26 protein-coding genes are annotated in these 22,332 nt (G+C 46.4%); 8 read left to right on the forward strand and 18 right to left on the reverse strand.

Features of this window, described 5'->3' with window-relative positions:
* Positions 1-155 precede the first annotated feature (155 nt).
* The gene (locus ADU24_RS11470; RefSeq protein ID WP_053366762.1) at positions 156-974 is read left to right on the forward strand and encodes a YitT family protein; all 819 of its coding nucleotides are present in this window, start codon (positions 156-158) and stop codon (positions 972-974) included.
* A gap of 50 nt (positions 975-1,024) precedes the next feature.
* On the opposite strand, the gene ADU24_RS11475 is transcribed toward ADU24_RS11470, so the two are convergent.
* The 9 genes from ADU24_RS11475 to ADU24_RS11515 all read right to left on the reverse strand — a co-directional run bounded on the left by ADU24_RS11475 (position 1,025) and on the right by ADU24_RS11515 (position 7,304).
* The gene (locus ADU24_RS11475; RefSeq protein ID WP_053368898.1) at positions 1,025-1,777 is read right to left on the reverse strand and encodes an exodeoxyribonuclease III; all 753 of its coding nucleotides are present in this window, start codon (positions 1,775-1,777) and stop codon (positions 1,025-1,027) included.
* A gap of 76 nt (positions 1,778-1,853) precedes the next feature.
* Complete coding sequence (locus tag ADU24_RS11480; protein WP_053366763.1) at positions 1,854-2,291, reverse strand: peptidylprolyl isomerase; 438 nt, start codon at positions 2,289-2,291, stop codon at positions 1,854-1,856.
* A 201-nt stretch (positions 2,292-2,492) separates the two neighbouring features.
* Positions 2,493-3,005, reverse strand: a complete 513-nt coding sequence (gene mug / locus ADU24_RS11485) for a G/U mismatch-specific DNA glycosylase (protein ID WP_053366764.1) — start codon at positions 3,003-3,005, stop codon at positions 2,493-2,495.
* Between the two features lie 328 nt (positions 3,006-3,333).
* A complete protein-coding gene (locus ADU24_RS11490) occupies positions 3,334-3,606 on the reverse strand; it encodes a hypothetical protein (RefSeq protein WP_053366765.1) in 273 nt (90 codons plus the stop codon).
* A 172-nt stretch (positions 3,607-3,778) separates the two neighbouring features.
* On the reverse strand, positions 3,779-4,207 hold the full coding sequence (locus tag ADU24_RS11495) for a cell wall hydrolase (protein ID WP_053366766.1): 429 nt from the start codon (positions 4,205-4,207) through the stop codon (positions 3,779-3,781).
* Between the two features lie 205 nt (positions 4,208-4,412).
* Entirely contained in the window at positions 4,413-4,619 is a 207-nt protein-coding gene (locus tag ADU24_RS11500; protein WP_082307053.1) for a hypothetical protein, read from the reverse strand.
* 146 nt (positions 4,620-4,765) lie between these two features.
* Complete coding sequence (locus ADU24_RS11505; protein ID WP_082306885.1) at positions 4,766-5,524, reverse strand: ATP-binding cassette domain-containing protein; 759 nt, start codon at positions 5,522-5,524, stop codon at positions 4,766-4,768.
* Between the two features lie 14 nt (positions 5,525-5,538).
* Positions 5,539-6,303: an aliphatic sulfonate ABC transporter permease SsuC gene (ssuC, locus tag ADU24_RS11510; RefSeq protein ID WP_442853741.1), complete on the reverse strand. Its 765-nt coding sequence runs from the start codon at positions 6,301-6,303 to the stop codon at positions 5,539-5,541.
* A 17-nt stretch (positions 6,304-6,320) separates the two neighbouring features.
* Positions 6,321-7,304: a sulfonate ABC transporter substrate-binding protein gene (locus ADU24_RS11515; protein WP_053366769.1), complete on the reverse strand. Its 984-nt coding sequence runs from the start codon at positions 7,302-7,304 to the stop codon at positions 6,321-6,323.
* Positions 7,305-7,477: 173 nt separating this feature from the next.
* Between ADU24_RS11515 and ADU24_RS11520 the strand changes: the two genes are divergently transcribed.
* The 3 genes from ADU24_RS11520 (at position 7,478) to ADU24_RS11530 (ending at position 9,687) form a co-directional block, all read left to right on the forward strand.
* Positions 7,478-7,750 carry a YqhV family protein gene (locus tag ADU24_RS11520; protein ID WP_053366770.1) on the forward strand — a complete coding sequence of 91 codons (273 nt, stop codon included), beginning with the start codon at positions 7,478-7,480 and terminating at the stop codon, positions 7,748-7,750.
* A 164-nt stretch (positions 7,751-7,914) separates the two neighbouring features.
* On the forward strand, positions 7,915-8,415 hold the full coding sequence (locus ADU24_RS11525; protein WP_053366771.1) for a DUF3231 family protein: 501 nt from the start codon (positions 7,915-7,917) through the stop codon (positions 8,413-8,415).
* Between the two features lie 18 nt (positions 8,416-8,433).
* On the forward strand, positions 8,434-9,687 hold the full coding sequence (locus tag ADU24_RS11530) for an MFS transporter (protein ID WP_053366772.1): 1,254 nt from the start codon (positions 8,434-8,436) through the stop codon (positions 9,685-9,687).
* A gap of 15 nt (positions 9,688-9,702) precedes the next feature.
* Here ADU24_RS11530 and ADU24_RS11535 read toward each other — a convergent pair whose 3' ends face one another.
* The gene (locus ADU24_RS11535) at positions 9,703-10,356 is read right to left on the reverse strand and encodes a YitT family protein (RefSeq protein WP_231689602.1); all 654 of its coding nucleotides are present in this window, start codon (positions 10,354-10,356) and stop codon (positions 9,703-9,705) included.
* A gap of 80 nt (positions 10,357-10,436) precedes the next feature.
* The gene (gene pssA, locus ADU24_RS11540; RefSeq protein WP_053366773.1) at positions 10,437-10,928 is read right to left on the reverse strand and encodes a CDP-diacylglycerol--serine O-phosphatidyltransferase; all 492 of its coding nucleotides are present in this window, start codon (positions 10,926-10,928) and stop codon (positions 10,437-10,439) included.
* Between the two features lie 199 nt (positions 10,929-11,127).
* On the opposite strand from pssA, the gene ADU24_RS11545 reads away from it, so the two are divergent.
* The 3 genes from ADU24_RS11545 (at position 11,128) to ADU24_RS11555 (ending at position 13,345) form a co-directional block, all read left to right on the forward strand.
* Positions 11,128-11,658: a D-glycero-alpha-D-manno-heptose-1,7-bisphosphate 7-phosphatase gene (locus ADU24_RS11545; RefSeq protein ID WP_053366774.1), complete on the forward strand. Its 531-nt coding sequence runs from the start codon at positions 11,128-11,130 to the stop codon at positions 11,656-11,658.
* Positions 11,659-11,681: 23 nt separating this feature from the next.
* Positions 11,682-11,939 carry a sigma-G-dependent sporulation-specific acid-soluble spore protein CsgA gene (locus tag ADU24_RS11550; RefSeq protein ID WP_231689603.1) on the forward strand — a complete coding sequence of 86 codons (258 nt, stop codon included), beginning with the start codon at positions 11,682-11,684 and terminating at the stop codon, positions 11,937-11,939.
* Between the two features lie 146 nt (positions 11,940-12,085).
* Positions 12,086-13,345 (forward strand): erythromycin esterase family protein, encoded by a 1,260-nt coding sequence (locus ADU24_RS11555; protein WP_053366775.1) that lies wholly within the window; start codon positions 12,086-12,088, stop codon positions 13,343-13,345.
* A 42-nt stretch (positions 13,346-13,387) separates the two neighbouring features.
* Here ADU24_RS11555 and ADU24_RS11560 read toward each other — a convergent pair whose 3' ends face one another.
* From ADU24_RS11560 to ADU24_RS23040, 5 genes are all read right to left on the reverse strand, one after another.
* A complete protein-coding gene (locus tag ADU24_RS11560) occupies positions 13,388-13,987 on the reverse strand; it encodes a hypothetical protein (RefSeq protein ID WP_053366776.1) in 600 nt (199 codons plus the stop codon).
* A gap of 23 nt (positions 13,988-14,010) precedes the next feature.
* A complete protein-coding gene (gene ltaE / locus ADU24_RS11565) occupies positions 14,011-15,030 on the reverse strand; it encodes a low-specificity L-threonine aldolase (protein ID WP_053366777.1) in 1,020 nt (339 codons plus the stop codon).
* 114 nt (positions 15,031-15,144) lie between these two features.
* Positions 15,145-15,798, reverse strand: coding sequence for a potassium channel family protein (locus ADU24_RS11570; RefSeq protein ID WP_053366778.1), 654 nt, complete (start codon positions 15,796-15,798; stop codon positions 15,145-15,147).
* Between the two features lie 24 nt (positions 15,799-15,822).
* Positions 15,823-17,160 (reverse strand): TrkH family potassium uptake protein, encoded by a 1,338-nt coding sequence (locus tag ADU24_RS11575; RefSeq protein ID WP_053366779.1) that lies wholly within the window; start codon positions 17,158-17,160, stop codon positions 15,823-15,825.
* Positions 17,161-17,407: 247 nt separating this feature from the next.
* On the reverse strand, positions 17,408-17,554 hold the full coding sequence (locus ADU24_RS23040; protein WP_156324566.1) for a lmo0937 family membrane protein: 147 nt from the start codon (positions 17,552-17,554) through the stop codon (positions 17,408-17,410).
* A gap of 232 nt (positions 17,555-17,786) precedes the next feature.
* On the opposite strand from ADU24_RS23040, the gene ADU24_RS11580 reads away from it, so the two are divergent.
* Entirely contained in the window at positions 17,787-19,082 is a 1,296-nt protein-coding gene (locus ADU24_RS11580) for a NarK family nitrate/nitrite MFS transporter (RefSeq protein ID WP_053366780.1), read from the forward strand.
* A 60-nt stretch (positions 19,083-19,142) separates the two neighbouring features.
* Here the strand turns inward: ADU24_RS11580 and ADU24_RS11585 are convergent, their stop codons facing one another.
* Together ADU24_RS11585 and fdhF are read right to left on the reverse strand one after the other, a co-directional pair.
* The gene (locus ADU24_RS11585) at positions 19,143-19,925 is read right to left on the reverse strand and encodes a 3D domain-containing protein (RefSeq protein ID WP_053366781.1); all 783 of its coding nucleotides are present in this window, start codon (positions 19,923-19,925) and stop codon (positions 19,143-19,145) included.
* A gap of 325 nt (positions 19,926-20,250) precedes the next feature.
* Entirely contained in the window at positions 20,251-22,308 is a 2,058-nt protein-coding gene (gene fdhF / locus ADU24_RS11590) for a formate dehydrogenase subunit alpha (RefSeq protein ID WP_231689604.1), read from the reverse strand.
* Positions 22,309-22,332: the final 24 nt, after the last annotated feature.

The following is a 22,332-nucleotide window of genomic DNA, read 5'->3' on the forward strand; positions in this document are numbered from 1 at the left end:
CAAAAAAGATTTGTAATACATTACCCGCCATGCCGAGAAGAAATAGCAAAAAGCCGGCAATGCAGGGAAATATCCACAAATATTTCACTGGCATTGGCCGTATGTCCGCTATAGACTAGTACAGGAATGAATGAATAACCAAACGAGGTGTCCTAATGCGAAAAACCGCCTTGCAAATCGTGGCCTTAACCTTTTTTACGATGGGAATGGCCTATGCACTAAATTCCTTTTTAATTCCCCATCAAGTGCTGACAGGCGGGGTTGCGGGAATGGCGATTATTATCAATAATTTTGTGCCGATCAGTACTGGCTGGATTATCCTTGGCATCAACTTGCCTTTGTTTGTACTCGGCTATTTTCATCTCGGAAGGAAATTTCTCGTCTATACAATTTATTCCGTCCTGCTCCTTTCATTTCTGATGAAGATACTTCCTGTCCATGCCTTTAGCGATGATTTATTGCTCTCGGGCATTTTCGGGGGCGTCCTTTTTGGGACAAGCGTCGGAGGCTTGATCAGGTTCGGGGGGTCGGCTGGCGGAATTGATATCATCAGCATCATCCTGGCAAGGAAAAAGGACTTGCCCGTCGGGGTCCTGATCACGTGGATCAATCTTCTTGTCGTCCTAACCTCGGGGCTTGTGTTCGGGGTGGACAAAACCCTGTATACCCTATTCACCATTTTCGCTTCGGGCCGCGCGGTAGATACAATCCACACGAGCCATACAAAGCTTGTTGTAACGATTGTTTCTGAAAAATGGACTGAATTGAATGAGGCCCTTCTTCGCCTGCATCAGCGCGGCATAACGATGACAGACGCTGAAGGGGGATACACGCATGCGCCAAAGAAAGTGCTGACAACCGTAATAACAAAATACGAATTAACAGAAACAAAGGATACCATCAAAAAGACAGATCCAGGTGCTTTTGTCCATATTACGAAAGCCATTGAGGTTATGGGGAGATTCAGGAGATAAAATTTATACACGAATAGAAAAGGCGGAAACCCGATAATCAGGTTTCCGCCCTATTTTAATTCCAAAATAACGGGGCAATGGTCGCTGCCCATGATATAACAATCGATATGCGCGTTTTTCAGCCGTCCCTCTAGCTTTTTGGAAACAATGAAATAATCAATGCGCCAGCCGATATTCCGCTCCCTGACCTTGCTCATATACGACCACCATGTATAGGCCCCTTCCCTGTCAGGATAAAAATACCGGTAACTGTCGATAAAACCAGCCTCCAGCAATTCGGACATTTTCGCCCTTTCTTCATCGGTGAAGCCAGAGTTTCCAACATTCGGCTTCGGGTTTTTCAGATCAATCCATGAATGGGCGACGTTTAAATCCCCGCATAGGATAACCGGCTTTTTCGCTTCCAAATCAAGCAAGTACCCTCTTATGGCATCCTCCCATTCCAGCCTGTACCCAAGCCGGGCAAGGTCGCGCTGTGAATTAGGGGTGTACACATTTACAAGGAAAAAATCTTCGAATTCAAGCGTAATAATCCTTCCTTCGGCTTCCCTATCGGATGAGCCAAGTCCATAACTGACTTCCAACGGCTTTCTTTTTGTAAAAACTGCCGTTCCTGAATAGCCCTTTTTCTCAGCGTAATTCCAGTATTGATGGTAGCCTTCCAATTCAAGTGAAATTTGCCCGTCCTGGCACTTCGTTTCCTGCAGGCAGAAAACATCGGCATCCACTTCATGGAAATAATCGAGAAATCCCTTGTTTACACACGCCCGGATTCCATTCACATTCCAGGATATAAGCTTCATTGCCATTCTCCCCCCTATAGGACAATAAAGAAGGGCCTGTCCGGCGATAATCCGGAAGGCCCTTCTGCCACCGCTTTTAGTCTTCGAATACTTCGACTTTCTCCATTACATCGCCATTCCTCATTGCCCTTGCAGCTTCAAGGCCGGAAGTAACCTTCCCGAATACTGTGTGGACTCCATCAAGGTGCGGCTGCGGCTCATGGACAATAAAGAACTGGCTTCCGCCTGTATCTTTGCCCGCATGCGCCATAGAAAGCGCGCCGGCCACATGCTTGTGCGGATTGCCTTCTGTTTCACATTTGATTGTGTAGCCTGGACCGCCCGTTCCTGTTCCATGAGGGCATCCACCTTGGCTTACGAACCCAGGAATCACCCTGTGGAAAGTCAACCCGTTGTAATATCCTTTGTTTGCCAAAGTTTCAAAGTTCTCGACTGTTCCGGGAGCTTCTTCCGGATATAATTCGAATTCAATTTTTTCACCGTTTTGCATAGTGATTACACCTTTTTTTCCCATGGTTACATCTCCTTAACATCAGATAACAACTATCATACCATTTCTTTTTGGCTGAATGAAGTATTAAGCGAAACCTTACACAATTTGAAAATTCCGCGCGTCCCATGATACAATAGCTTTGCCTCTTCCGACAATCGCTTGTTGCGGGACACTTAACCAGTTCGGACGGAAGAGGCGGGCGCTTCCTTGTGAGGCGCCTTTTTACGTTTCTCTTAGCCGGGAAACAAGTCCGGGCAGTTCCTTGTACATTTCCACAATTTCCTCAAGCCTCATCCTCACTAGCCCGCTTGAAGAAGGCGCGACGAAATCTATAATACCCGGAACAATTGGCTCAGGCTGGATTCCCCACGGAATATCCTTTTTCCGGCTGAACTGTTGATATACGCCTTTTCCAACATAGCAAACAATCCGCGGCTTGTACGCCCTGATTTTCTCATTTAGCTTTACCCTGCCCTGGCTATATTCTTCCTTTGTAATTTCGTCGGCGGCACGTGTCGGGCGCTCAACAATGTTCGTCAGTCCGAGGCCAATATCGGGAAGGAGCCCGTCCTCTTCGGGTTTGAAGAGCCGTGGTGTAATTGACGCTTGGTGAAGGATTTTCCAGAATCTGTTGTTCGGGTTCGCAAAATGGTGCCCTGTCTCCCCAGAAAGCAGGCTTGGATTAAAGCCAACAAACAGAATATCAAGATTTCCCCTAAGATGGTCGCTCACCATACAGCAATCGCCCTCCTTTATTCACTCAGATTGAACGTCCAAGTTCCATTTTATATTATAACAAATAAGCAATAAATCCTAACGCCGTGCATGGCAAAGTGCCTTTTTTCGTTAGCCTGGAAAAGGTATTTAACTCATATAATTAATGAAGGCTCTTAGTTTATAGAAATTGGTTATTTTTTAAAGGGGTTCATCACCATTAGATGTGATTTTCCTTCTCTGCTCCTGTCCGTCACTAAGTTGCCTTTGCCAATAAAACCGCCTTTTAAAGTGAAGAACTAAATATAATGAGTTCAATTGCAAAAAGCCGCTAAAGCGGCTTTTTGGATTATTGATTCGACTTGTCGCCCTGCTTTCCCATCGCCTTGTTCGGAAAAAGTTCATTCGAAAATTCAGCCAGGGCCGTATTGCCAGCCATAGGGGCCATTAGCCGTTCTGCAGCCTGTTGAATCTTAGGAAGGACATTACGGTAACGGGTCTTTCTTAGCCCTAATGCTGTGGCACTTATCCCAACACCAATAAGAGAAGCCCAGAACATCCGTTTACTCTGCCTTCCGTTTGCCAGCCCCCGCAATATGGACGCAACCATTTGCATATTCATGTGCAGGCACCCCTTCCATGATAGTGGATCCCGCAAAAGGATTCCGTTATTAGTATCTTTTATTAAGGAGTGCAAATACTATTCCAATTCATCCAGTAATGGAAGATTTGGCTTTGGGAATGAATCCAAAGAAAAAGAGCCGTAATTGGCTCATTGATAGTTGGGTAAAAATTCAAAATGTATTATATATGTTTGGGCATTCCTCTCCCGTCGGCTCATAAAAGCAATGGAGCTTAAATTTCCCGACAAACGGCTGGTTAAACCACGTAGCCGGGCAGTCGCCAGCAGGCCGGAAATACCAAAGGCTGTATTTCGCAGGCCACACCCTTTCCCCATTTACCGCTCTTCTGGCAAGCCTTCTTTCCTTATCCCTTGCCCGCTGATAAAAGTAGCCGTGCTGAACCGCTTCGAATGCATGTTCCTGAAAAACCATTTGGCGAATAGTCCGTATATTTTTGAAATCCGAACAATCGCCCCTTACCCTATTCACTCCGACATTGCCGACCATGAGCATACCCTGCAAGCCTTCACCTTCCGCCTCTGCCCTTAGAAGACGCGCCAACAAGTCAATATCTGCATCGGTAGCCTTGATTACCGCCACTTTTCCACCTCCAGATCCTCCTTTCATATCCTATTCCGCTTTCGATCGTAGTTGACGGATATACCGTGAAGGAACTGGATATGGCGGGCTTTCAATAACCCACGAGTTCAGGAAGCCGATCCCAAAACGCGAAAAATCCTTAACGGAAGGCAACGGACAGAATTTGTGGCCCGTACCGTGCAAAAACCAGTTCAACGGGCAGATTTTAACGCTGCCTGCTTTTCTGCTTTTCCATAATTTCATATGACTTTTCAATGATGTCCATCAGCACATCGCCTTTGTAAATTCTCCCAACCTTTGTATTTTCCTGGTAGTACGCCACAATTTCATCCAACTTTTCATAAACGTCTTTTGTAATCCTTACATTCAGCTGAATACGTTGGTCCTCCACCAAAAATCCACTCCCTGCCATAGTGCTATTAGCTGCTAGCAAATTGTTAGCAGTCTGTTGCCACATGCTATATCCCCTTCATTATAACGTTTCACTCCGGAAAGTAAATAGTTATAAACTTTGCCTCTATTCAAAAGAAAATAAGGCGGCATCGCGTGTATGCCCCCTCATTTTCCAACCAATTTCAATCCGTTTTCGCCATTGGGGCCAAGAATCCTTTCAAGTATTTCATCCACGTAGTTATGAAAAGCACGGTTTGCGCGCTGCCTTGGACGGGGAAGGTCGATGGTCCGATTCATGACAATTTTTCCGGCTTCAATGAGAACCACCCGGTCGGCGATGGCCACTGCCTCTTCCACATCATGTGTAACAAGGATAGCGGTAAACCCTTTTTCCCTCCAAATCCGTTCAATCAAATCTTGCATCTCGATTCGGGTCAATGCATCGAGTGCTCCAAGCGGCTCATCTAGAAGCAAAATGTCCGGCTCATGGACAAGCGCCCTCGCGAGTGCGACACGCTGTTTTTGTCCCCCCGAGAGTTTTGATGGCCAGTCTTTGCTCCGGTCTTCAAGCCCGACATTCCGAAGAGCAAGGAGCGCATTATCCAACCACTCGCCATTAAGGCCTAACCCGATGTTCTTTAATACGCTTTTCCACGGGAGAAGCCTTCCATCCTGGAACATAATTCTTGCGTGCGGATTTAAACCTTTCAGTTCCTCCCCCTTTATATAAATCCTTCCTTGGTGTTGTCCCTCAAGCCCGGCAATCAGGCGCAAAAGCGTGCTCTTGCCGCATCCGCTCTTCCCGACAATGGAAATAAATTCCCCGGGAGCAGCAGAAAAGTCGATTCCGTCCAGGACAATCCTTGGTCCGTACTGTTTTTTTACACCTTTCAGCAGCAAATAAGCCGATTCCCCCTGTTTCACTTTGTTCCCCCCTGTTAAGAATCCCATTTAAGCCATTTGCCTTCCATTGCCCTAGCAATCACATCGGATAGCTTACCAAATAGCGCGTATAGGAGAATGCTTAAAACGATTACATCCATTTGGAAAAATTCCCTGGCATTCATCGCCATGTAACCAATACCCGATTGTGCGGAGATTGTTTCAGCGACAATCAGCGTCAACCACATAACGCCAAGTGAAAATCGGACACCGACGAGAATTGAGGACAGTGCGCCAGGAAAAATAACCGTAAAAAATAGTTTTGTTCCCTTTAAGCCATACGCCTTCCCCATTTCGACCAGCCCTTTATCGACCGACTTTATCCCGTGGAAAGTATTAATGTAAATAGGGAATAGCACTCCAAGCGCCACAAGGAAAACCTTGGATGTTTCATCAATGCCGAACCAGAGAATAACTAGCGGTATTAGCGCCAGGTGAGGAATGGTCCTTAGCATTTGGACCGAAGTATCCAAAAGCATCTCTGAATATTTAAATAGCCCATTGAATAAGCCGAGCAAAAAGCCGATCGTTCCGCCAATGGCGAACCCGGCCACTGCTCTTCCAAGGCTCACCCAAATGTGTCCGGCAAGCTCACCTGATTGAACCAAGGCATAGGCAGCTTTTACTACATCGGTAGGCGCAGGGAGGATTTTGGCAGGGATGAATCCCAGCGAGGATAAAACTTGCCAGAAACCGAGAATGAGCATTGGAAAGGCCCAGGGAATGGCTTGCGGCAATAATCGTTTCATAAATGGCTTCAATCAAAATGCCTCCCCTGCTAATTTTGCATGGCATCCTTTACATTTATTTCTTTCGGGATGATTCCTAACTTAAAGAACGTATCGGCGATTTCTTGTTGTTCCCGTTTGATTTGCCCATTGATTTCATCCACCCCATAAACCCTTCGTTTTACTGCCACTTCCAACGATTGTTCATCTATTTTTAAAATGGGGGCAAGCATCCCAACAAGCTCCTCGTGATGGGAATTCGCCCATTCAGACGAACGTTTTATTTCATCCAGAATCTGGTCGATTATCTTCGGATGTTCCTTCGCAAAGGTAGTGCTGGCCAGAAAAAAATCCCTATCCGTTGTGAGCCCTTCACCGTTAACGAGCATTCTTGCTCCAGAACCGATTTCAGCCGCGGACGTAAAGGGGTCCCATACAACCCATGCGTCAATATTTCCTTTTTCGAACGCCACCCTGCCATCGCCGGGAGCAAGGAATGCTGGCTCAATATCCGAATAGGAAAGCCCTGCTTTTTCCAATCCCTTAATCAGCAAATAATGTGAACTCGACCCTTTTGCAAAGCCCACCGTCTTCCCTTTCAAATCCTCGACCGTTTTGATGGGCGAATCCTTCTTGACCAATATCGCGCTTCCGTTGAATTTTGGTTTTCCCGCTGCAATATAGACAAAAGGCGCACCAGCCGCCTGTGCGAATATTGGGGGTGAATCTCCTGTCCTTCCAAAGTCAATGGTGCCTGCATTCAGCGCTTCGACAAGTGCAGGCCCTGCCTGGAATTCCTTCCATTCGACAGCAATACCTTTTTTTTCAAGCGTTTCATCAAGGGTGCCAAGCGATTTCAAAATGACAAGCGGACCGTTCTTTTGATAGCCAATTCTGATTGTCTTCACCGTTTTCTCTTCCGCCCCGGCTTTCACATCTGTTTTCTTTGTTTCCGAACATCCCGAGAGAAACGTGAAAGCCGTAAAGAATACGAGCAGCCAATAAAGAGTCCCTTTCGCTCTAAACAATCTCATAGGGTTCCATCCCTTTCAAAGAATTTGGGCGTACGTCTACCTGTTTTAAACTATGAAAATTAGAAGGATGCGTTCCTGTCCAATAAAATTTGTTCTTGCGAGGAAGGTTTGTACTATTCCTTTACGATCCGAGCATATATTGAAAAAGAACCTCGTCCAAGATGGAGGGCTATATGTTTACTGTTATTGAAAAAACTGTTTTGGCCATGTCGTTATTGCGGATTGTCTCGGGTGGTATAGAAATTTTCGCCGCGCTTCTGATGATCAAGTTCAATGCTGTAGAAAAAGCTTTGCTGATCAACAGTTCCCTGGCATTAATCGGGCCGCTTATTTTGTTGTCAACAACTACTATTGGCTTGATAGGAATAGTAGAAAAGGTGTCATTAATAAAGATGGTATGGGTTTTCGCGGGCGTCGCCTGCATACTCTATGGTGTAAAACAATAAGGATTCTTAGGACAAAAAAACGGCCATTTGTGCCGTTTTTTTATTTAAATTTTCCGGAATGGATTTGCGTGTGTGTTTTTCCAGACATGGAAAATAGTTTCATGCTATTTTTATGGTTTTCCACAAATACTAACCGCAAGCATGCAGAGAATGGAGTGATAGCCATGGGTATCATGAGTGGAAACCCGCAGGATGAACCTTTACACGCGGGGGAGGTTTTTCATCTATGGTCGCATTTGCTGGGCACAAAAGCATATCTTGTCGCCTTGCAGGTTTTTTCGAACCATTCGGGCGACCATGACCTTAAAGTGTTTATCGAGGATTTCATGGAGAATTGCGTAAAACAGGAAGAACAGCAAGTTGAGGGTGTATTAAAGGAAAATGGCATTCGCCTTCCGCCCGCCCCGCCTGACAGGCCGAATGTATCAACCGAAGAGATACCCGCCGGGGCACGCTTCAACGATTCGGAAATCGCGGCTCTTTTAACAAAGGACATAACAGGCGCGAATGTTCTGGCAAGCTATATAATGGGCCTCTCTCTAAGGGCAGATATCCGCGAAATGTTCGGTGATTTCCTGACGCAAAAAACAGAGTACGCGGATAAACTTGCCGCAATCAACAAGGAAAAAGGATGGCTTGTACTGCCGCCTTTAAATTTGAAATAGTGCCATTCAAAACAAAGGATGTGTATCCTGGTGGGAAGTAAGAATAACGGCATGACAGTCGCAGCCATTGGCTCAATTCCATTAATAATGACACTGGGAAATTCAATGCTCATCCCAATTCTCCCCCAAATGAAAGAAAAGCTTGGTTTGACCCCGCTTCAAACGAGCATGACTATTACGGTTTTTTCGATTGCGGCCGCGCTTTTCATCCCGGTCCTCGGCTATTTATCGGACAGATTTTCAAGAAAAGTCATTATCCTGCCGGCATTAATCCTTTACGGAGCCGGAGGGCTATTGGCCGGTTTTGCGGCAACGAGCTTCCCTAGCGCCTATTGGTGGATACTTGCCGGGCGGACGATGCAAGGAATTGGCGCGGCGGGTACTGCCCCAATCGCCATGGCATTGACCGGGGATTTGTTTAAGGGAGGGGAACAAAGCAAGGTGCTGGGAATTGTCGAAGCGTCAAATGGTCTTGGAAAAGTCCTTTCTCCCATCCTTGGGGCTCTTTTTGGCCTTTTGGCGTGGTTTGCGGTTTTCTTTGCTTTTCCGGCAATCTGTTTAGTTTCAATAACGCTTACGTTGTTTTTCATTAAAGAAAAAAGCCACCGCCAGGCGCCTCCGCCATTTGGCAAATACATGAGGGGGTTGGCAAGTGTTTTCAAATTTGAAGGACGCTGGCTATTGACAGCTTATTTCGCAGGGGCTGTCTGCCTATTCACCCTTTTTGGGATCCTCTTTTACCTTTCGGATGTCCTGGAAAAACAGTACGGCATTGACGGAGTCGTAAAAGGATTGATCTTGGCGATTCCCCTGCTTGTAATGGGCGGGACCTCCTATCTTACAGGAAGCCGGATTGGGAAAAATACCGCGGCAATGAAACGCCTGATTGTTATCGGCCTCGGCTTGATGACAGTTTCATACGCACTTCTTGTTTTCTTTGAAAAGCTTGTACCATTTTTATTTGTGCTTATCCTGAGCAGCATTGGGACCGGCCTCGTTCTCCCATGCCTGAACAGCCTCATTACAGGATCTGTTGGAAAAGAAAGGCGTGGGTTTGTTACGTCGCTATATGGTTCTGTGAGGTTTATTGGCGTCGCCATCGGCCCTCCAATTTTTACAAGGTTGATGGATTGGACGAGGCCAGGGATGTTCCTGACCATCGCTTCCTTGACGCTGATCGCCGGAATCCTTGCCCTTGCCCTAATCCATGTCCCAAACAAAGGTGATGAAAAAGATAAAACCAAATATTCGTTCCGATATAATTATATATAGCCGGTGCAAATCCTGTTACTTTTTCCTAAAGGCAAAAGAGTAAGCATCATACAGGCGGATTTTGAAGACCACGTCGACAATCTTTGTTGAAATCCATTGGCTTAGGAGCGCCTGTATGATGATTTCCCATTTAATGATCGACGCCGTCAGAAGGAAAATACAACCATTAATCCAGAATAAGGGCCGGCCTGGTAGTGTTCCCCGCATGGAAGAAATAATGAGAGCCAATACTCCGACTCCCCCATTCGAAACTCCCTGCCTTAGTAGTAGCCCCACCCCGGCCCCAAGGAACAATGACCCTGTCACTAAATCAACCCAAACATGCCTGTGGGGAATTGGAATGCCCTTTTGTGAAAAATAAATCGACAGCGACGTTACCGTTATGGCAAACATTGTCCAAACGGTACACCGATTACCAAGGAATTTAATCGCGATGACAAGCATGGAAAAATTAACTACCCAAAGAGCGAACCCCATATCCAGCAGAAAAAAATGGTGAAGGAGCACGGCAAGCCCCCCTGCACCGCCGGAAGGGATGCTGTGCGGAAACAAAAAAAGGCCCATGCCAAGCCCCTGGATGAGGCCGCCAGCCGTTACTATAGCGCTTTTTCTTAAAAATCTGCCCATATACCCCATCCCTGCTTTGCCTGGAAGGCATCTATGTTCCATTTTATTCGTTTCCCCTGAAAAGTAGTACAAGCAGCTCTAAACAAAGCAAAGAGGCAACCCAATTGGATTGCCTCGTTTCCTTATAATTTTTTAATACGGATTGGGCTGACCATCAGGATGGCCAGGATAATCGTTATATAGGCATTGCTGTAATCAAACAAAGCCATCCCAGCAATCACCAACCCGGCCAACGGAATAGGTATTCCCATAAAATAGCCGATTGTTGGGCTTGCACTGAACCTTGCAAGGCGGAGAGCCCCCATCGCAGCATAAAATGTAAATGCAAAAGAGGAAAGCATTGAATGAGGAGCGAGCGTATACACTAGCAGAGCCGGCGCCACACCAAAACTGACAATATCCGCCAGCGAGTCAAGCTCGACACCAACTTCACTGTTCACTTTCAGCCTTCTCGCTATCCTGCCATCGAACAAGTCCATGAGCGCGGCGGCGAAGATAAGCAGTGCCGATATCCAGACAAGGCCGTTCATATTCAAAATGATTGAGAAAACCCCACAGAGCAAATTGGCGATCGTAAACCAGTTAGGCAAAGATCGGACGACTGGTGAAGGCATTGCCTCACCCCTTCCCACTTTATTGCGTTACCTATCCCTCTAATTTCCCTATTTGGAAGACAAATATTCCACTTTTTGACGGAATCCCTAAATTCAAATTGTTTATTGGCTTAGTATTTTCGGTTTAACCGCGAAGCCGATAAGGAACAATAGGAACAGGAAGAATAATGGCTACTTTTAAAATAAGGGGCTTTTTGAAATGAAAAAGGCTGTGTTTTTGGACAGGGATGGAGTCCTGAATGAGGTTTTAACGAAGCGTGTCAAATTTGTCAATCATCCGCGACAGATATTTCTTTTGGAAGGAGCGGCGGATGCGGTCGCCGAACTTACAAGAGCCGGCTACCCGGTTTTCATTGTCACGAATCAGGGGGGAATCGGGCTTGGCTTTATGACAGAGGAGAAACTGGAGAAAGTCCACACCCGTCTCATCTCGATGCTGGAGAAAAAAGGCGGCAAGGTTCTAGATATCGCCTACTGCCCGCATAAACCGAATGCAGGCTGCAGCTGCCGAAAGCCCGAACCTGGAATGCTGACAGACTTGGCCGAAAAACACGGAATCAACCTATTCGAATCTGTTATGGTCGGGGACCATGAAAGGGATATTGAAGCGGGCAAAGCGGCCGGATGCAAGACCGTATTTATCGGCACTGGTAAAACGGGTGCGGATGCAAGTGCCCCTTCATTGGCGGAGGCTGTTAAGCCAATTTTGTCCCTGCTTGAAAAAAAATGACTCACCACTAGGAGGAATTAAATATGGCACAAATGGACCAATCTCTAGCTTATCTGAGGGAAATCCTCTCAAATTATACAGAAGGCCATTCAGAAGGAAAAAAGCTTTTCGACTTGTTAAAAAACGAATACCAATCAGTTGAACAATTTGCAGAGGATTTGGATGAAGGCGGCGTCAAGTTCCTAAACTCCATCCTTCCTGAGGAAATTGACTATTCCTTAAATGAAAAGGATGAAGAACGGGCCGGCCAGCTGAATAAGGTATATGAACAATTAATTTAGAACGCAAACGGGAAATCTTTATTTCCCAGGCAAGCGCAAAGACTGACAAAAGGCGCTACTATTAGGACTATAGTTTAAACATGAATTGACAAAATCCTTTTGATTACAACAATGTTTTCAATAGAAATCGGAAAGGAGGCTTTAAGATGGGAAATGAACTTCGGAAGTCAATTACTAAATGGTCAAGGGCGCTAGGAGAACAAGATGTCCTGAATGAATTGGCACACCAAGCAGCAAGGGCCAAATTTGTTCTCCTGGGAGAAGCTTCTCATGGAACATCCGAATTCTACACTTTCCGTGCGGAACTCTCTAAAAAGCTAATTTCAGAACACGGATTCAGATTCATCGCGGTTGAAGGAGACTGGCCGGCATGCCAGGCAATAAATTCTTATATAAAAAATGATAAAGACAGGAGATCCCCCGAGGAAGTCCTAAAGGTTTTTCACCGCTGGCCAACCTGGATGTGGGCAAATAAGGAAATCGCCGGGCTTGTTGGCTGGATGAAGGAATATAACGAAACGATTCCCGATGATCAAAAGGCCGGATTTTACGGTTTGGATGTTTATAGCCTTTGGGAATCAATGGACGAGATCGTAAATTATCTTAAAAAAATAAACTCCCCGGACTTGGAGGCTGCAATCGAAGCATTTTCCTGCTTCGAGCCTTTTAACCGAAGCAATGAAACATATGCAATGTCAGCAGGTTATTTATCGGATGGATGCAGGAAGGAAGTAGTTGAACTTCTGACATCGATAAGGAAAAGCGTTCGGCAGGATAACTTGGAGTCGGACGATGCTCTCAATCTGGAGATCAATGCACTTGTCGCCCGAAATGCCGAACAATACTACAGGTTGATGGTTATGAGTGACGCCGGGTCATGGAATACACGTGATACCCATATGGCCGAAACACTGAATGCAATAATGAACTTCCATGGCAAAAACACAAAGGCCATCGTGTGGGAACACAATACCCATATCGGTGACGCAAGGGCTACGGATATGCAGAGGGCAGGCATGATTAATGTCGGTCAAATAATGAGGGAACAGCATGGAACTAGCGATGTTTTCATTTGCGGATTTGGCACTCATCGCGGAACGGTTATTGCGGCTGATCAGTGGGGAGCCCCCTTAAAAGTAATGGAGGTACCTCCCGCCCAGGCTTTCAGTTGGGAGGATGAATTGTTCCAAGCCGGGGATGACGACAAGCTTCTTTTTTTTACGGATAAAAACAGAAACGAGTTTTCTAAGGAAATTGGCCACAGGGCGATTGGCGTTGTTTATGACCCTCGCTTTGAGAAATTCGGAAACTATGTGCCTTCTTCCATTTCCCACAGGTACGACGCATTCCTATTTATAAGCGAAACAACGGCTCTCAGTCCCCTTTCCATGGACAGCGGATTTTAAAACAATAGAGGAATCCCCATATAAAGGGACTCCTCTCATTTTTCAATCCATTATCGGATTATCATAGTTATCGGTGACCTCAAGCTTAAAATACTTTATTACTTCATCGATTTTCCATTGGCTATCAGCCATTCTTCGTGTATAAGGAATCAATAGTTCATCCCCGGCCTTATCGGTAAATTCATATCCATCAAGCCGGACGGACCCATTTGAGAGCCGATAAACGATTTTTACCCGTTCCATATCAGCCCAGGAATATTTTTTCACGCCATATCCTGTCAGGTTGTTAAAAAAGATCCCTTCATCCGTGGCATAGTAATAATTGTCCACCGCGCCAATGTACACGGGTATGGTGAGGATTTGGCTTGCGAGAAAGACGATTCCAAGTTTTTTGCTCCCCCATTTCCATGCGGAAACGAGATAAAGGGTGAACAATAACGCGGATAGGAGCATTCCGCCCATAAATGCAACGTAGGCACTTGGCGGGGTCTCAAAAAACCAATATTCTCGCTTAAAAAAAAACATACTGTGTATCGATGCAATGATAACGAACGGGACAAAAATACTGCTAATGAACATAATAATTGTAATAGCAACCATCGTGACTTTTCGCTCATCACTTGACCTAGTATTGATAATCAATTCCCTTAATCTCCCCTGTCTTTTTATGTAAGCCTTTCAATTGCGGAAATGGCGGTGTGGATATCCTGCCGGCTTACCCCGTAGTTTGTCACCAAACGGACAAGGCCTTGGCCAAACGTTCCGCACAAGATGCCTTCCCCCTTCAACTTCTCCGTAAATTCCTGTTCATTCATCCCGGACTTGCTGACATCAACGACTACAATATTCGTTTCGACTTCATTCACAACAGCATAGGCCGGAATTTCATCGATCCCTTCGGCAAGAAGCTTTGCATGCCGGTGGTCTTCGACAAGCCTGTCCCTCATTTGTGTCAGGGCAATCAGTCCGGGTGCCGCAATGACGCCGGCCTGCCTCATTCCGCCGCCCAACCGTTTTCTCCATTTCCTTGCACGCACAATAAATTCTTTGCTTCCTGCAAGAATGGAACCGACCGGCGCGCCGAGGCCTTTTGACAGGCACACCTGAACTGTGTGGGCATATTGCGCCAATTCGGACACCTCGGTCCCCAATGCCGCGGCCGCATTAAAGAGCCTCGCTCCATCAATATGTACAGGTACGTTATGCAATTGTCCAATTTCATATATCTCTTTCATATTGGTAATGGGGAGGACGGCTCCTCCCGCGCGATTATGTGTATTCTCCAGGCAAATCAAACCTGTTTCCGGATAGTGGATGTCATCACCCCTAATCGCCGCTTTAACCATGGAAGGGTCCATTGCACCCCGGGTTCCCGGAAGCGTCCGGGTTTGAACTCCTGCCAATGCCGAGGCCGCGGCAGCTTCATAATAAAATATGTGTGATTGTTCCTCCAGGATGACCTCCTGGCCCGGCCGGCAATGCACAAGGATGGCAATTTGGTTTCCCTGCGTACCGCTCGTCACGAATAAAGCATCTTCTTTTCCGAGGAGCCTGGCGGCTGTTTCTTCGAGCTCATTTACCGTCGGGTCTTCCCCATATACATTATCGCCAACCTCCGCCATGTAAGCCGCCTTTCTCATCTCTTCTGTCGGTTTTGTAACGGTGTCGCTTCTCAAATCAATCACGTTTTAAATCCCCTTTATGTAAATTTTCTGTCTATCCCTTATTTTACCCTAACCATCCTGTAAATGGGAAAAACAAAAAAAGCGGACGCCTCTTTGGCATCCACTAAAAACCTTCTATTGCAGATTGGCAAACCGCTCCAAATCCCGGTTGCCGCCAATCACGACGAGTACATCGCCTTCATCAATGGTTTCATCCGGTGATGGGGATATATTAATATTCCGCCCATGCCTGATGGCAATCACGCTTAGATTGTACCTTGCCCGCAAATCCAGCTCCCTTAACGATTGGTTCGTCATGGATGATGGAACCTTGATTTCTTCCACGCTGTACTCCTTCGACAATTCAATGAAGTTAAGGACATTTGGCGACAGCAGCATGTGGGCAACCCTTTCGCCCATGTCCCGCTCCGGGAATATAACCCAGTCAGCCCCAACTTTGTTCAACACCTGTCCCTGTAGCTTGTTGATCGCCTTGGCGATGACTTTCTTCACGCCCGCTTCTTTTAAAAGCAGAACCGTAAGTATACTCGCCTGTATGTCATTTCCAATCGCAACTATAACGGTATCAAAGTTCCGGATCCCAATTGACTTTAGCGCTTCAGGATCCGTGGAATCCGCAATGACGGCGTGCGTGACAGCCGTTTGCGCTTCCTGTACCCGTTCCTCGCTAATATCAACGCCTAGGACCTCCTGGCCAGCCTCATATAAACTTTCCGCAAGGCTGATCCCGAATCTGCCCAAACCGATTACAGCATACTGTTTTACCATTTACAAGCACTCCTTACAATCTTCCTAGCCTATCATAATCTTTCCTTTTGGATAACGGAATGGATCCTGTTTCCTTCGCAATGTGATTGCGAATGCCACTGTCAAGGGCCCGACCCTGCCGGCAAGCATCATGAATGTAATCAAAAGCTCGCCAGCGGGGGACAGTTCCGGCGTCAGTCCCATAGAAAGCCCGACCGTTGCGAACGCAGAGGTAGCCTCGAATAGTATCATTAAAAAGTCCTTGCCGTCCTCGGTGATTGTCAACAGCATTGTGACAGCAATGATGAGCACAAGCGCACTTAAAGTGACGGTCAAAGCTTTGTAAATCGTTTCATACCCAATTCTTCTCCGGTATAAAACGACATCTTCCTTTCCCCTGATTTGCGACCATACCGCGCAAAGCAGCGTCGCGAACGTGGTTGTCTTTATCCCTCCGCCAGCGGATCCGGGGGAAGCGCCGATAAACATAAGGATGATGATTATGAAAACGCTAGAATGTGTCATATCGCCAATGCTGATTGTGTTCGCCCCCGCCGTCCTGGCCGTAATCGACTGGAATAAAGCGGCAAGGGTTTTTCCGCCTGGGGAAAGAGGCCCGAGCGTCATCCCATTTGAAAATTCGAGTAAAAATATGAACAGCGTCCCAGCCGCAATGAGCCATGCAGTAGTTGCCAGGACGATTTTTGTATGCAATGACAGCCGTTTATTATGGCGGTAGTCATACAACTCGTTTATGACGATAAAGCCAATGCCGCCTGAAACAATCAGCAAGCAGACTGTCAAAACAACGATTGGGTCATTTACATATCCAGTCAAGCTCCGGAATTCACCCATTATATCAAATCCTGCATTATTGAACATTGAAACCGAATGGAAAATTCCATAATAAACCGCCTTCCCAACCGGCATATCAAACGAAAACCTGATCGAAAGGATCAAGGCCCCCATTGATTCAAAAAAGGCGGTAAAAATGAGTATTCTCCTTGCGAGGCGGACGATCCCTTCCATTGACATATTGTTTAACGATTGCTGGAGAAGAATCCTTTCCTTTAGGGAAATTCTTTTTCCGAGAATGAAAGCGAACAGTGTTGCAAACGTCATGAACCCGAGCCCGCCAACCTGGATCAAGAAAAGAATAATCACCTGGCCGAACGTTGTTAAGGCTGTTCCCGTATCAACGACCACAAGCCCGGTTACACACGTTGCGGATGTAGCCGTGAACAAGGCTTTTAGGAGAGGCAGGCCTTGATGGTCGGGGGTTGCGGCGGGAAGCGTCAGCAACGCTGTCCCGATTAGGATAATTAGGACAAACCCCAGTACGAGAACCTTCGGAGGGTCCAAAGAAATGTTTCTTACAGTCATACTATTCGCCTTCTTTTAACCAAAATGTTTTCCTAGTATATAAATAATGGTTTACCACATGGCATTACTTTCTAATCTTAAATCCTGTGATGGAAACTGCCAAGAAAAATTTCAGCTACTATATAGATTATCCAGCCCAATAGTATTCATGTTCAGAAAGTGGTTAAAGATCTTCTTTATTGCATCGTTCCAATAGAAGTAAAAGCAAGATGCCGCATCCGGCCAGATGCGGCATCTTGCTTTTGTACTAACGAGTCGCCCTATTTTTAAAGAAGTTGAATAAAAAGACAATGACTGCGGCGACAAGCAGTAAATGAATCAGTCCCCCGGCAACTTTAAATACCAAACCGATAACCCAGAAGAGCAACAATAGCCCTATGATTGTCCATAACATAGACATCTTCCTTTCTGTCTGTTTGAAAATAGTTTACCCGCCATGGCCCGGTTAAAACAAAATCCTGCCGTTGGACAGAGATTTTACAACTTTATGAACTCCCCCCTGTTTTCACAAATCCTTCAAAAATCGAGTGACAAACATCACATTTAGGATGGTAACATCACATTATCATTAACATTGTCAGTACTAATATAGTGTTTAACCGATTTAACAAAAGGGGGAAATTTACATGGCAAGGATTACGAATTGGAATCCTGAAAGCGAGGATTTTTGGAAAAAGGAAGGAAAGAAACACGCGAGGAGGAATTTATGGATTTCGGTCCCTTCGCTCATGCTCGCATTCATTGTCTGGCAAATATGGTCAGTTGTTGCGGTCAGGCTGAATGATATCGGCTTTCAATTCACTGAAGAGCAATTGTTTACGCTAGCGGCAATACCAGGGCTCGTTGGCGCCACGCTACGCTTTGTTTATACGTTCGCTGTTGGGAAATTCGGCGGCAGGAATTGGACGGTTATTTCCACCGCTATCCTTGCAATCCCGGCTATCGGAATCGGCTTCGCGGTACAAAACCCGGATACGCCATTCAGCATTATGCTTTTGTTAGCCGCACTTTGCGGACTTGGCGGAGGAAACTTTTCATCTTCAACGGCAAACATCTCTTTCTTCTTTCCTAAAAAAGAAAAAGGCACAGCCCTTGGCATAAACGGCGGTCTCGGCAATATGGGTGTTTCTGTCGTCCAATTCATTACACCGCTTATAATCGCGTCAGGCACCTTCGCACTCGTCGGCGGGTCGCAAACGTTGCCGGATGGCTCTCAAGTTTACCTGCAAAACGCCGCGTTCATATGGGTCATCCCAATTGCGATTTTGACAATCGCCGCGTATTTCGGAATGGATAACCTTCCTACTGCGAAACAATCGGTATCCGATCAGTTTGTTATTGTAAAAAGGAAGCATACTTGGATTATGACAATTCTCTATATAGCCACATTCGGATCATTTATCGGCTATTCGGCGGCATTCCCGCTCCTCTTGAGGTCACAGTTCCCTGAGCATGTTTCACTCGCTTTCCTTGGCGCGCTTCTTGCAGCTTCCGCAAGGCCTTTAGGCGGTTGGATTGCTGATAAACTTGGCGGAGCGAAAGTTACAGCTTACGTCTTAATCGTGCAGGCGATAGGCGCGGGCGGAGTTATCTTCTTCCTTGGCCAAAAACAATTCACGGGGTTCCTTGCTTCGTTCCTTGTGCTGTTCGTAGCATCCGGTATCGGATCCGGCTCGACGTTCCAAATGATCCCTGGTATTTTCGTGCCAAAGGAAGCCGCTCCAGTCCTTGGTTTCACGGCTGCTTTCGCGGCATACGGATCATTCTTCATTCCAAAATTATTCGGCTGGTCCGTGAATACTACCGGCACTCCAGTAACAGCGTTTTATTTCTTTATCGCTTTCTATGTTATCTCTTTCGTTTTAAACTGGTTCTACTATCAAAGGAAGAGCGCTGTTCTTGCATTAAAACAGGCTTCCTAGACATCAGCTCCGTTAACGGCAAAAAGCCGGGCAACCATTGCCCGGCTTTTTTAATATTTATTAATCAAGTATTTTAACTTTAACACTCTGGACGCCATACTTTAAAGCGGCATCCTTTGATGGAATGAAAATATCGATTCTGTTTCCTTTAATTGCGCCGCCAGTATCTCCAGCGACAGCATAGCCATACCCTTCAACATAAACTTTTGAGCCGAGAGGAATAACTGATGGATCAACGGATATCACCTTTGCCCCAGGATTATTTTTAAGGTTGATTCCTGTAGCTGTTATCCCCGAACACCCTTCGCAGGATGCCGTATAGGCTGTCGCGGTGACGATTAGTTCCTTGCCGCTAGTTTGTTGCATTGGTGCAGGACTATCCTTTTTTTCCGGAGCTGCTGCGGAAGCAGGTTGAGCTGCCGGTGCAGGAGCCGCCTTCTTTTCAGCTGCTGCCTGTTGCGCTTGTGCAGGAGCCGCTTGTACGTTGTGCGTTTCTTCTATAGCAAGCTGCATCCCCGGATAAATCAAATCACTTTTCAGGTCATTCCAATTTATAAGCTCCTGAAGGGAAATATTGTGGGATGAAGCAATCCCCCATAATGTATCACCCTTTTTAACCTCGTACATACGTTTTGGAAAAATATTTAGCGTTTCTCCGGCATAGATGGTTTCAGCCTCCAGCCCGTTCCACGCTTTAATGTTTTCGACGCTTGTATTATGTACTCCAGCAAGCCCCCAAAGCGTATCTCCTTTTTTGACAACAATTTCTTCCGCCTGTGTGCTGGCTGCAAATGTACCGGAAATTGCTGCCGCGATGATAAAACTCCCTAACGTTTTCTTCAATTCCCTGTACCTCCTAGTTCTTATATCAAACTCACATTGTCCATGTTAACATGAATAAACGAAATTCAAAGAACAGGCGGATTATAAATCAGTAACAAGAATGTCTAAAAGTTTACGATAAGGTAACCAAATGAGGGAATCTTCTGAAAATGGTGCATTTAATGGTCGCATGAACCAATAGAGGGATTTATCGGAAGCCACGTGGGGAAAAATTGTGGATTACGGGACCCAAAAACCCAAACAATAGAGAAAACTAGCAGGCTTTTACGTTGCTTTTACGTTTCTGTAACAAAAAAAGGAAGCAGATTTCTCTGCTCCTTCTTTCCTACACTGGCTGGATTGCGACAGCGCAGGCTTTGTATTCAGCTGTGCCCGAAATCGGGTCATATTCGTTCAGCGTTAAAACGTTCGTAGGCGTTTCATGCCAGTGGAAACTCATGAACACAAGGCCTGGCACGACCTGCTCGGTTACTTTGCATTTTACAGTCAATTCCCCGCGGCGGGATGTTACCCGGACCATATCCCCATCGGCGATGCCAAGCTTAGCGGCATCCTCAGGATGGATATCGATTGTTTCTTCTGTTTGTTTTATTTTTACCCCGGAAGCATAGTAACGCGTTTGCGTGTGCGTATTGTACGATTCATAGCGCCTTCCTGTCGTCAGGGTAAATGGATACTCCTCATCCGGAAGCTCAAGCGGCGCAGTGTAATCGACCGGCACGAACGGCGATTTCCTGTCCGGCTCGGAATCCGAATGGAACCGCGCATGCATGACGAATGTCCCTGGATGGCCCTCATCCGGACAAGGATAATGAACCGAATATTCCTTTTCAAGCCTTTCGTATGAGATGCCGCCATACATTTCCCATGCGAGTTTCCTCACTTCATCCCAAATTTCTTTGCTCGAGCTGTAACTCATCGGATAACCCATCAATGTGGAAAGTTCGCAAAGGATTTCCCAATCCTCTTTCGTATCGGGATGGGCGTCAACCGCTTTGCGGGTCCTTTGGATTCTCCTGTCAGTGTTTGTAAAAGTCCCATCGACCTCGCCCCAGGAACGGGCTGGCAGGACAACATCCGCAAGCTGCGCTGTTTCGGTCAGGAAAATGTCCTGGACGATGAGCAAATCCAATTTTTCCAATAACGTCCGCGTATGGTTCATATGGACATCGGCAAGGAGCGGGTTCTCTCCAATAACATAGAGGGCTTTAATTCCGCCGTCCTCGATCCGGTCAAATGTCCTTGTCTGGGTGTCGCCGGCCTGAGGATTAATCTTGACTCCCCACTCGTTTTCATACCTTTCCCTATACCCGGCATTCGCGAGGCTCATGGCGCCGGGCAACTGGTTTGGCAGGCAGCCCATGTCACCTGCTCCCTGGACATTGTTTTGCCCGCGCAATGGCATGATGCCGCTCCCTTCCTTGCCGATATTCCCAGTCAGAAGGGCAAGGTTTGCAATATCAAATACATTGTTCACTCCGCAATGATGTTCCGTTATCCCGAGCGTATAGGCAATCATCGCCCCATTGGCCGAAGCATATTCCCTCGCGGTCGCAACAATCTCTTCCGCGGGAACCCCAGTGATGGAAGCCGAATATTCAGGAGTATACAGTTCAACCCGCTTTTGCAATACGTCAAAATCTTCTGTATGCCTCCCGATAAATTCCTCGCTATAGAGCCCTTCCTTAAGGATGACATGGATAAAGGCATTGATTAGCGCAATATCCGAGCCAACATTAATTTGCAGATGGCGGTGGGATGATTTCACCATATCAATTTTCCGAGGATCGATGACAATCATTTTCAAGCCGGATTTTACAGCCTTCTTAATCCGGTTCGCAATGATTGGATGGGCCTCGCTCGTGTTCGAACCCATTAACAATAATACCTCGGCTTTTTCGAAATCTTCCAGTGTGTTTGTTGGGAAACCGCTTCCAAATACAGTTGCCAGACCGGCAACACTCGGAGCGTGTCACGTTCGGTTACAGCCGTCGATATGGTTGCTGCCAATGACGGCCCTCATGAATTTTTGGGTAATGTAGTTTGATTCGTTTGTCGTCCTCGCACATGCGAACATGGAAATGGCTTCAGGCCCGAACTCCGCTTTGATCGTTCCAAGCTTATTGGCAATAAAGCCCAATGCCTCATCCCAGGTTGCCTTGACCAATTGCCCGCCTTTTCTTATTAGCGGCGAACTTAAGCGGTTTGGCGCATGCACATATTCATAAGCAAACGAGCCTTTCACGCAAGTTTGCCCTTTATTGACAGGCGCGTCCTTGTCACCGCGAATTTTGACAATCCTGTTATCTTGGACTTCGACTACGAGGCCGCAGCCAGTTCCGCAATAGCCACAAACCGTTTTAACCAGATTTTGGACTCCCATTCAGATCCCCCCATTATTAACATA

Origin of the sequence: Bacillus sp. FJAT-27245 (assembly GCF_001273955.1) — a bacterium.
GTDB lineage: Bacteria > Bacillota > Bacilli > Bacillales > Cytobacillaceae > Bacillus_D.

Coding starts and splice junctions, on each gene's coding strand:
- ADU24_RS11470 (WP_053366762.1), top strand. CDS start 156: ATGCGAAAAACCGCCTTGCAAATCGTGGCCTTAACCTTTTTTACGATG.
- ADU24_RS11475 (WP_053368898.1), bottom strand. CDS start 1,777: ATGAAGCTTATATCCTGGAATGTGAATGGAATCCGGGCGTGTGTAAAC.
- ADU24_RS11480 (WP_053366763.1), bottom strand. CDS start 2,291: ATGGGAAAAAAAGGTGTAATCACTATGCAAAACGGTGAAAAAATTGAA.
- mug (WP_053366764.1), bottom strand. CDS start 3,005: ATGGTGAGCGACCATCTTAGGGGAAATCTTGATATTCTGTTTGTTGGC.
- ADU24_RS11490 (WP_053366765.1), bottom strand. CDS start 3,606: ATGAATATGCAAATGGTTGCGTCCATATTGCGGGGGCTGGCAAACGGA.
- ADU24_RS11500 (WP_082307053.1), bottom strand. CDS start 4,619: ATGGCAGGGAGTGGATTTTTGGTGGAGGACCAACGTATTCAGCTGAAT.
- ADU24_RS11515 (WP_053366769.1), bottom strand. CDS start 7,304: ATGAGATTGTTTAGAGCGAAAGGGACTCTTTATTGGCTGCTCGTATTC.
- ADU24_RS11520 (WP_053366770.1), top strand. CDS start 7,478: ATGTTTACTGTTATTGAAAAAACTGTTTTGGCCATGTCGTTATTGCGG.
- ADU24_RS11525 (WP_053366771.1), top strand. CDS start 7,915: ATGGGTATCATGAGTGGAAACCCGCAGGATGAACCTTTACACGCGGGG.
- ADU24_RS11530 (WP_053366772.1), top strand. CDS start 8,434: ATGTGTATCCTGGTGGGAAGTAAGAATAACGGCATGACAGTCGCAGCC.
- ADU24_RS11535 (WP_231689602.1), bottom strand. CDS start 10,356: ATGGAACATAGATGCCTTCCAGGCAAAGCAGGGATGGGGTATATGGGC.
- pssA (WP_053366773.1), bottom strand. CDS start 10,928: ATGCCTTCACCAGTCGTCCGATCTTTGCCTAACTGGTTTACGATCGCC.
- ADU24_RS11545 (WP_053366774.1), top strand. CDS start 11,128: ATGAAAAAGGCTGTGTTTTTGGACAGGGATGGAGTCCTGAATGAGGTT.
- ADU24_RS11550 (WP_231689603.1), top strand. CDS start 11,682: ATGGCACAAATGGACCAATCTCTAGCTTATCTGAGGGAAATCCTCTCA.
- ADU24_RS11555 (WP_053366775.1), top strand. CDS start 12,086: ATGGGAAATGAACTTCGGAAGTCAATTACTAAATGGTCAAGGGCGCTA.
- ADU24_RS11570 (WP_053366778.1), bottom strand. CDS start 15,798: ATGGTAAAACAGTATGCTGTAATCGGTTTGGGCAGATTCGGGATCAGC.
- ADU24_RS11575 (WP_053366779.1), bottom strand. CDS start 17,160: ATGACTGTAAGAAACATTTCTTTGGACCCTCCGAAGGTTCTCGTACTG.
- ADU24_RS23040 (WP_156324566.1), bottom strand. CDS start 17,554: ATGTTATGGACAATCATAGGGCTATTGTTGCTCTTCTGGGTTATCGGT.
- ADU24_RS11580 (WP_053366780.1), top strand. CDS start 17,787: ATGGCAAGGATTACGAATTGGAATCCTGAAAGCGAGGATTTTTGGAAA.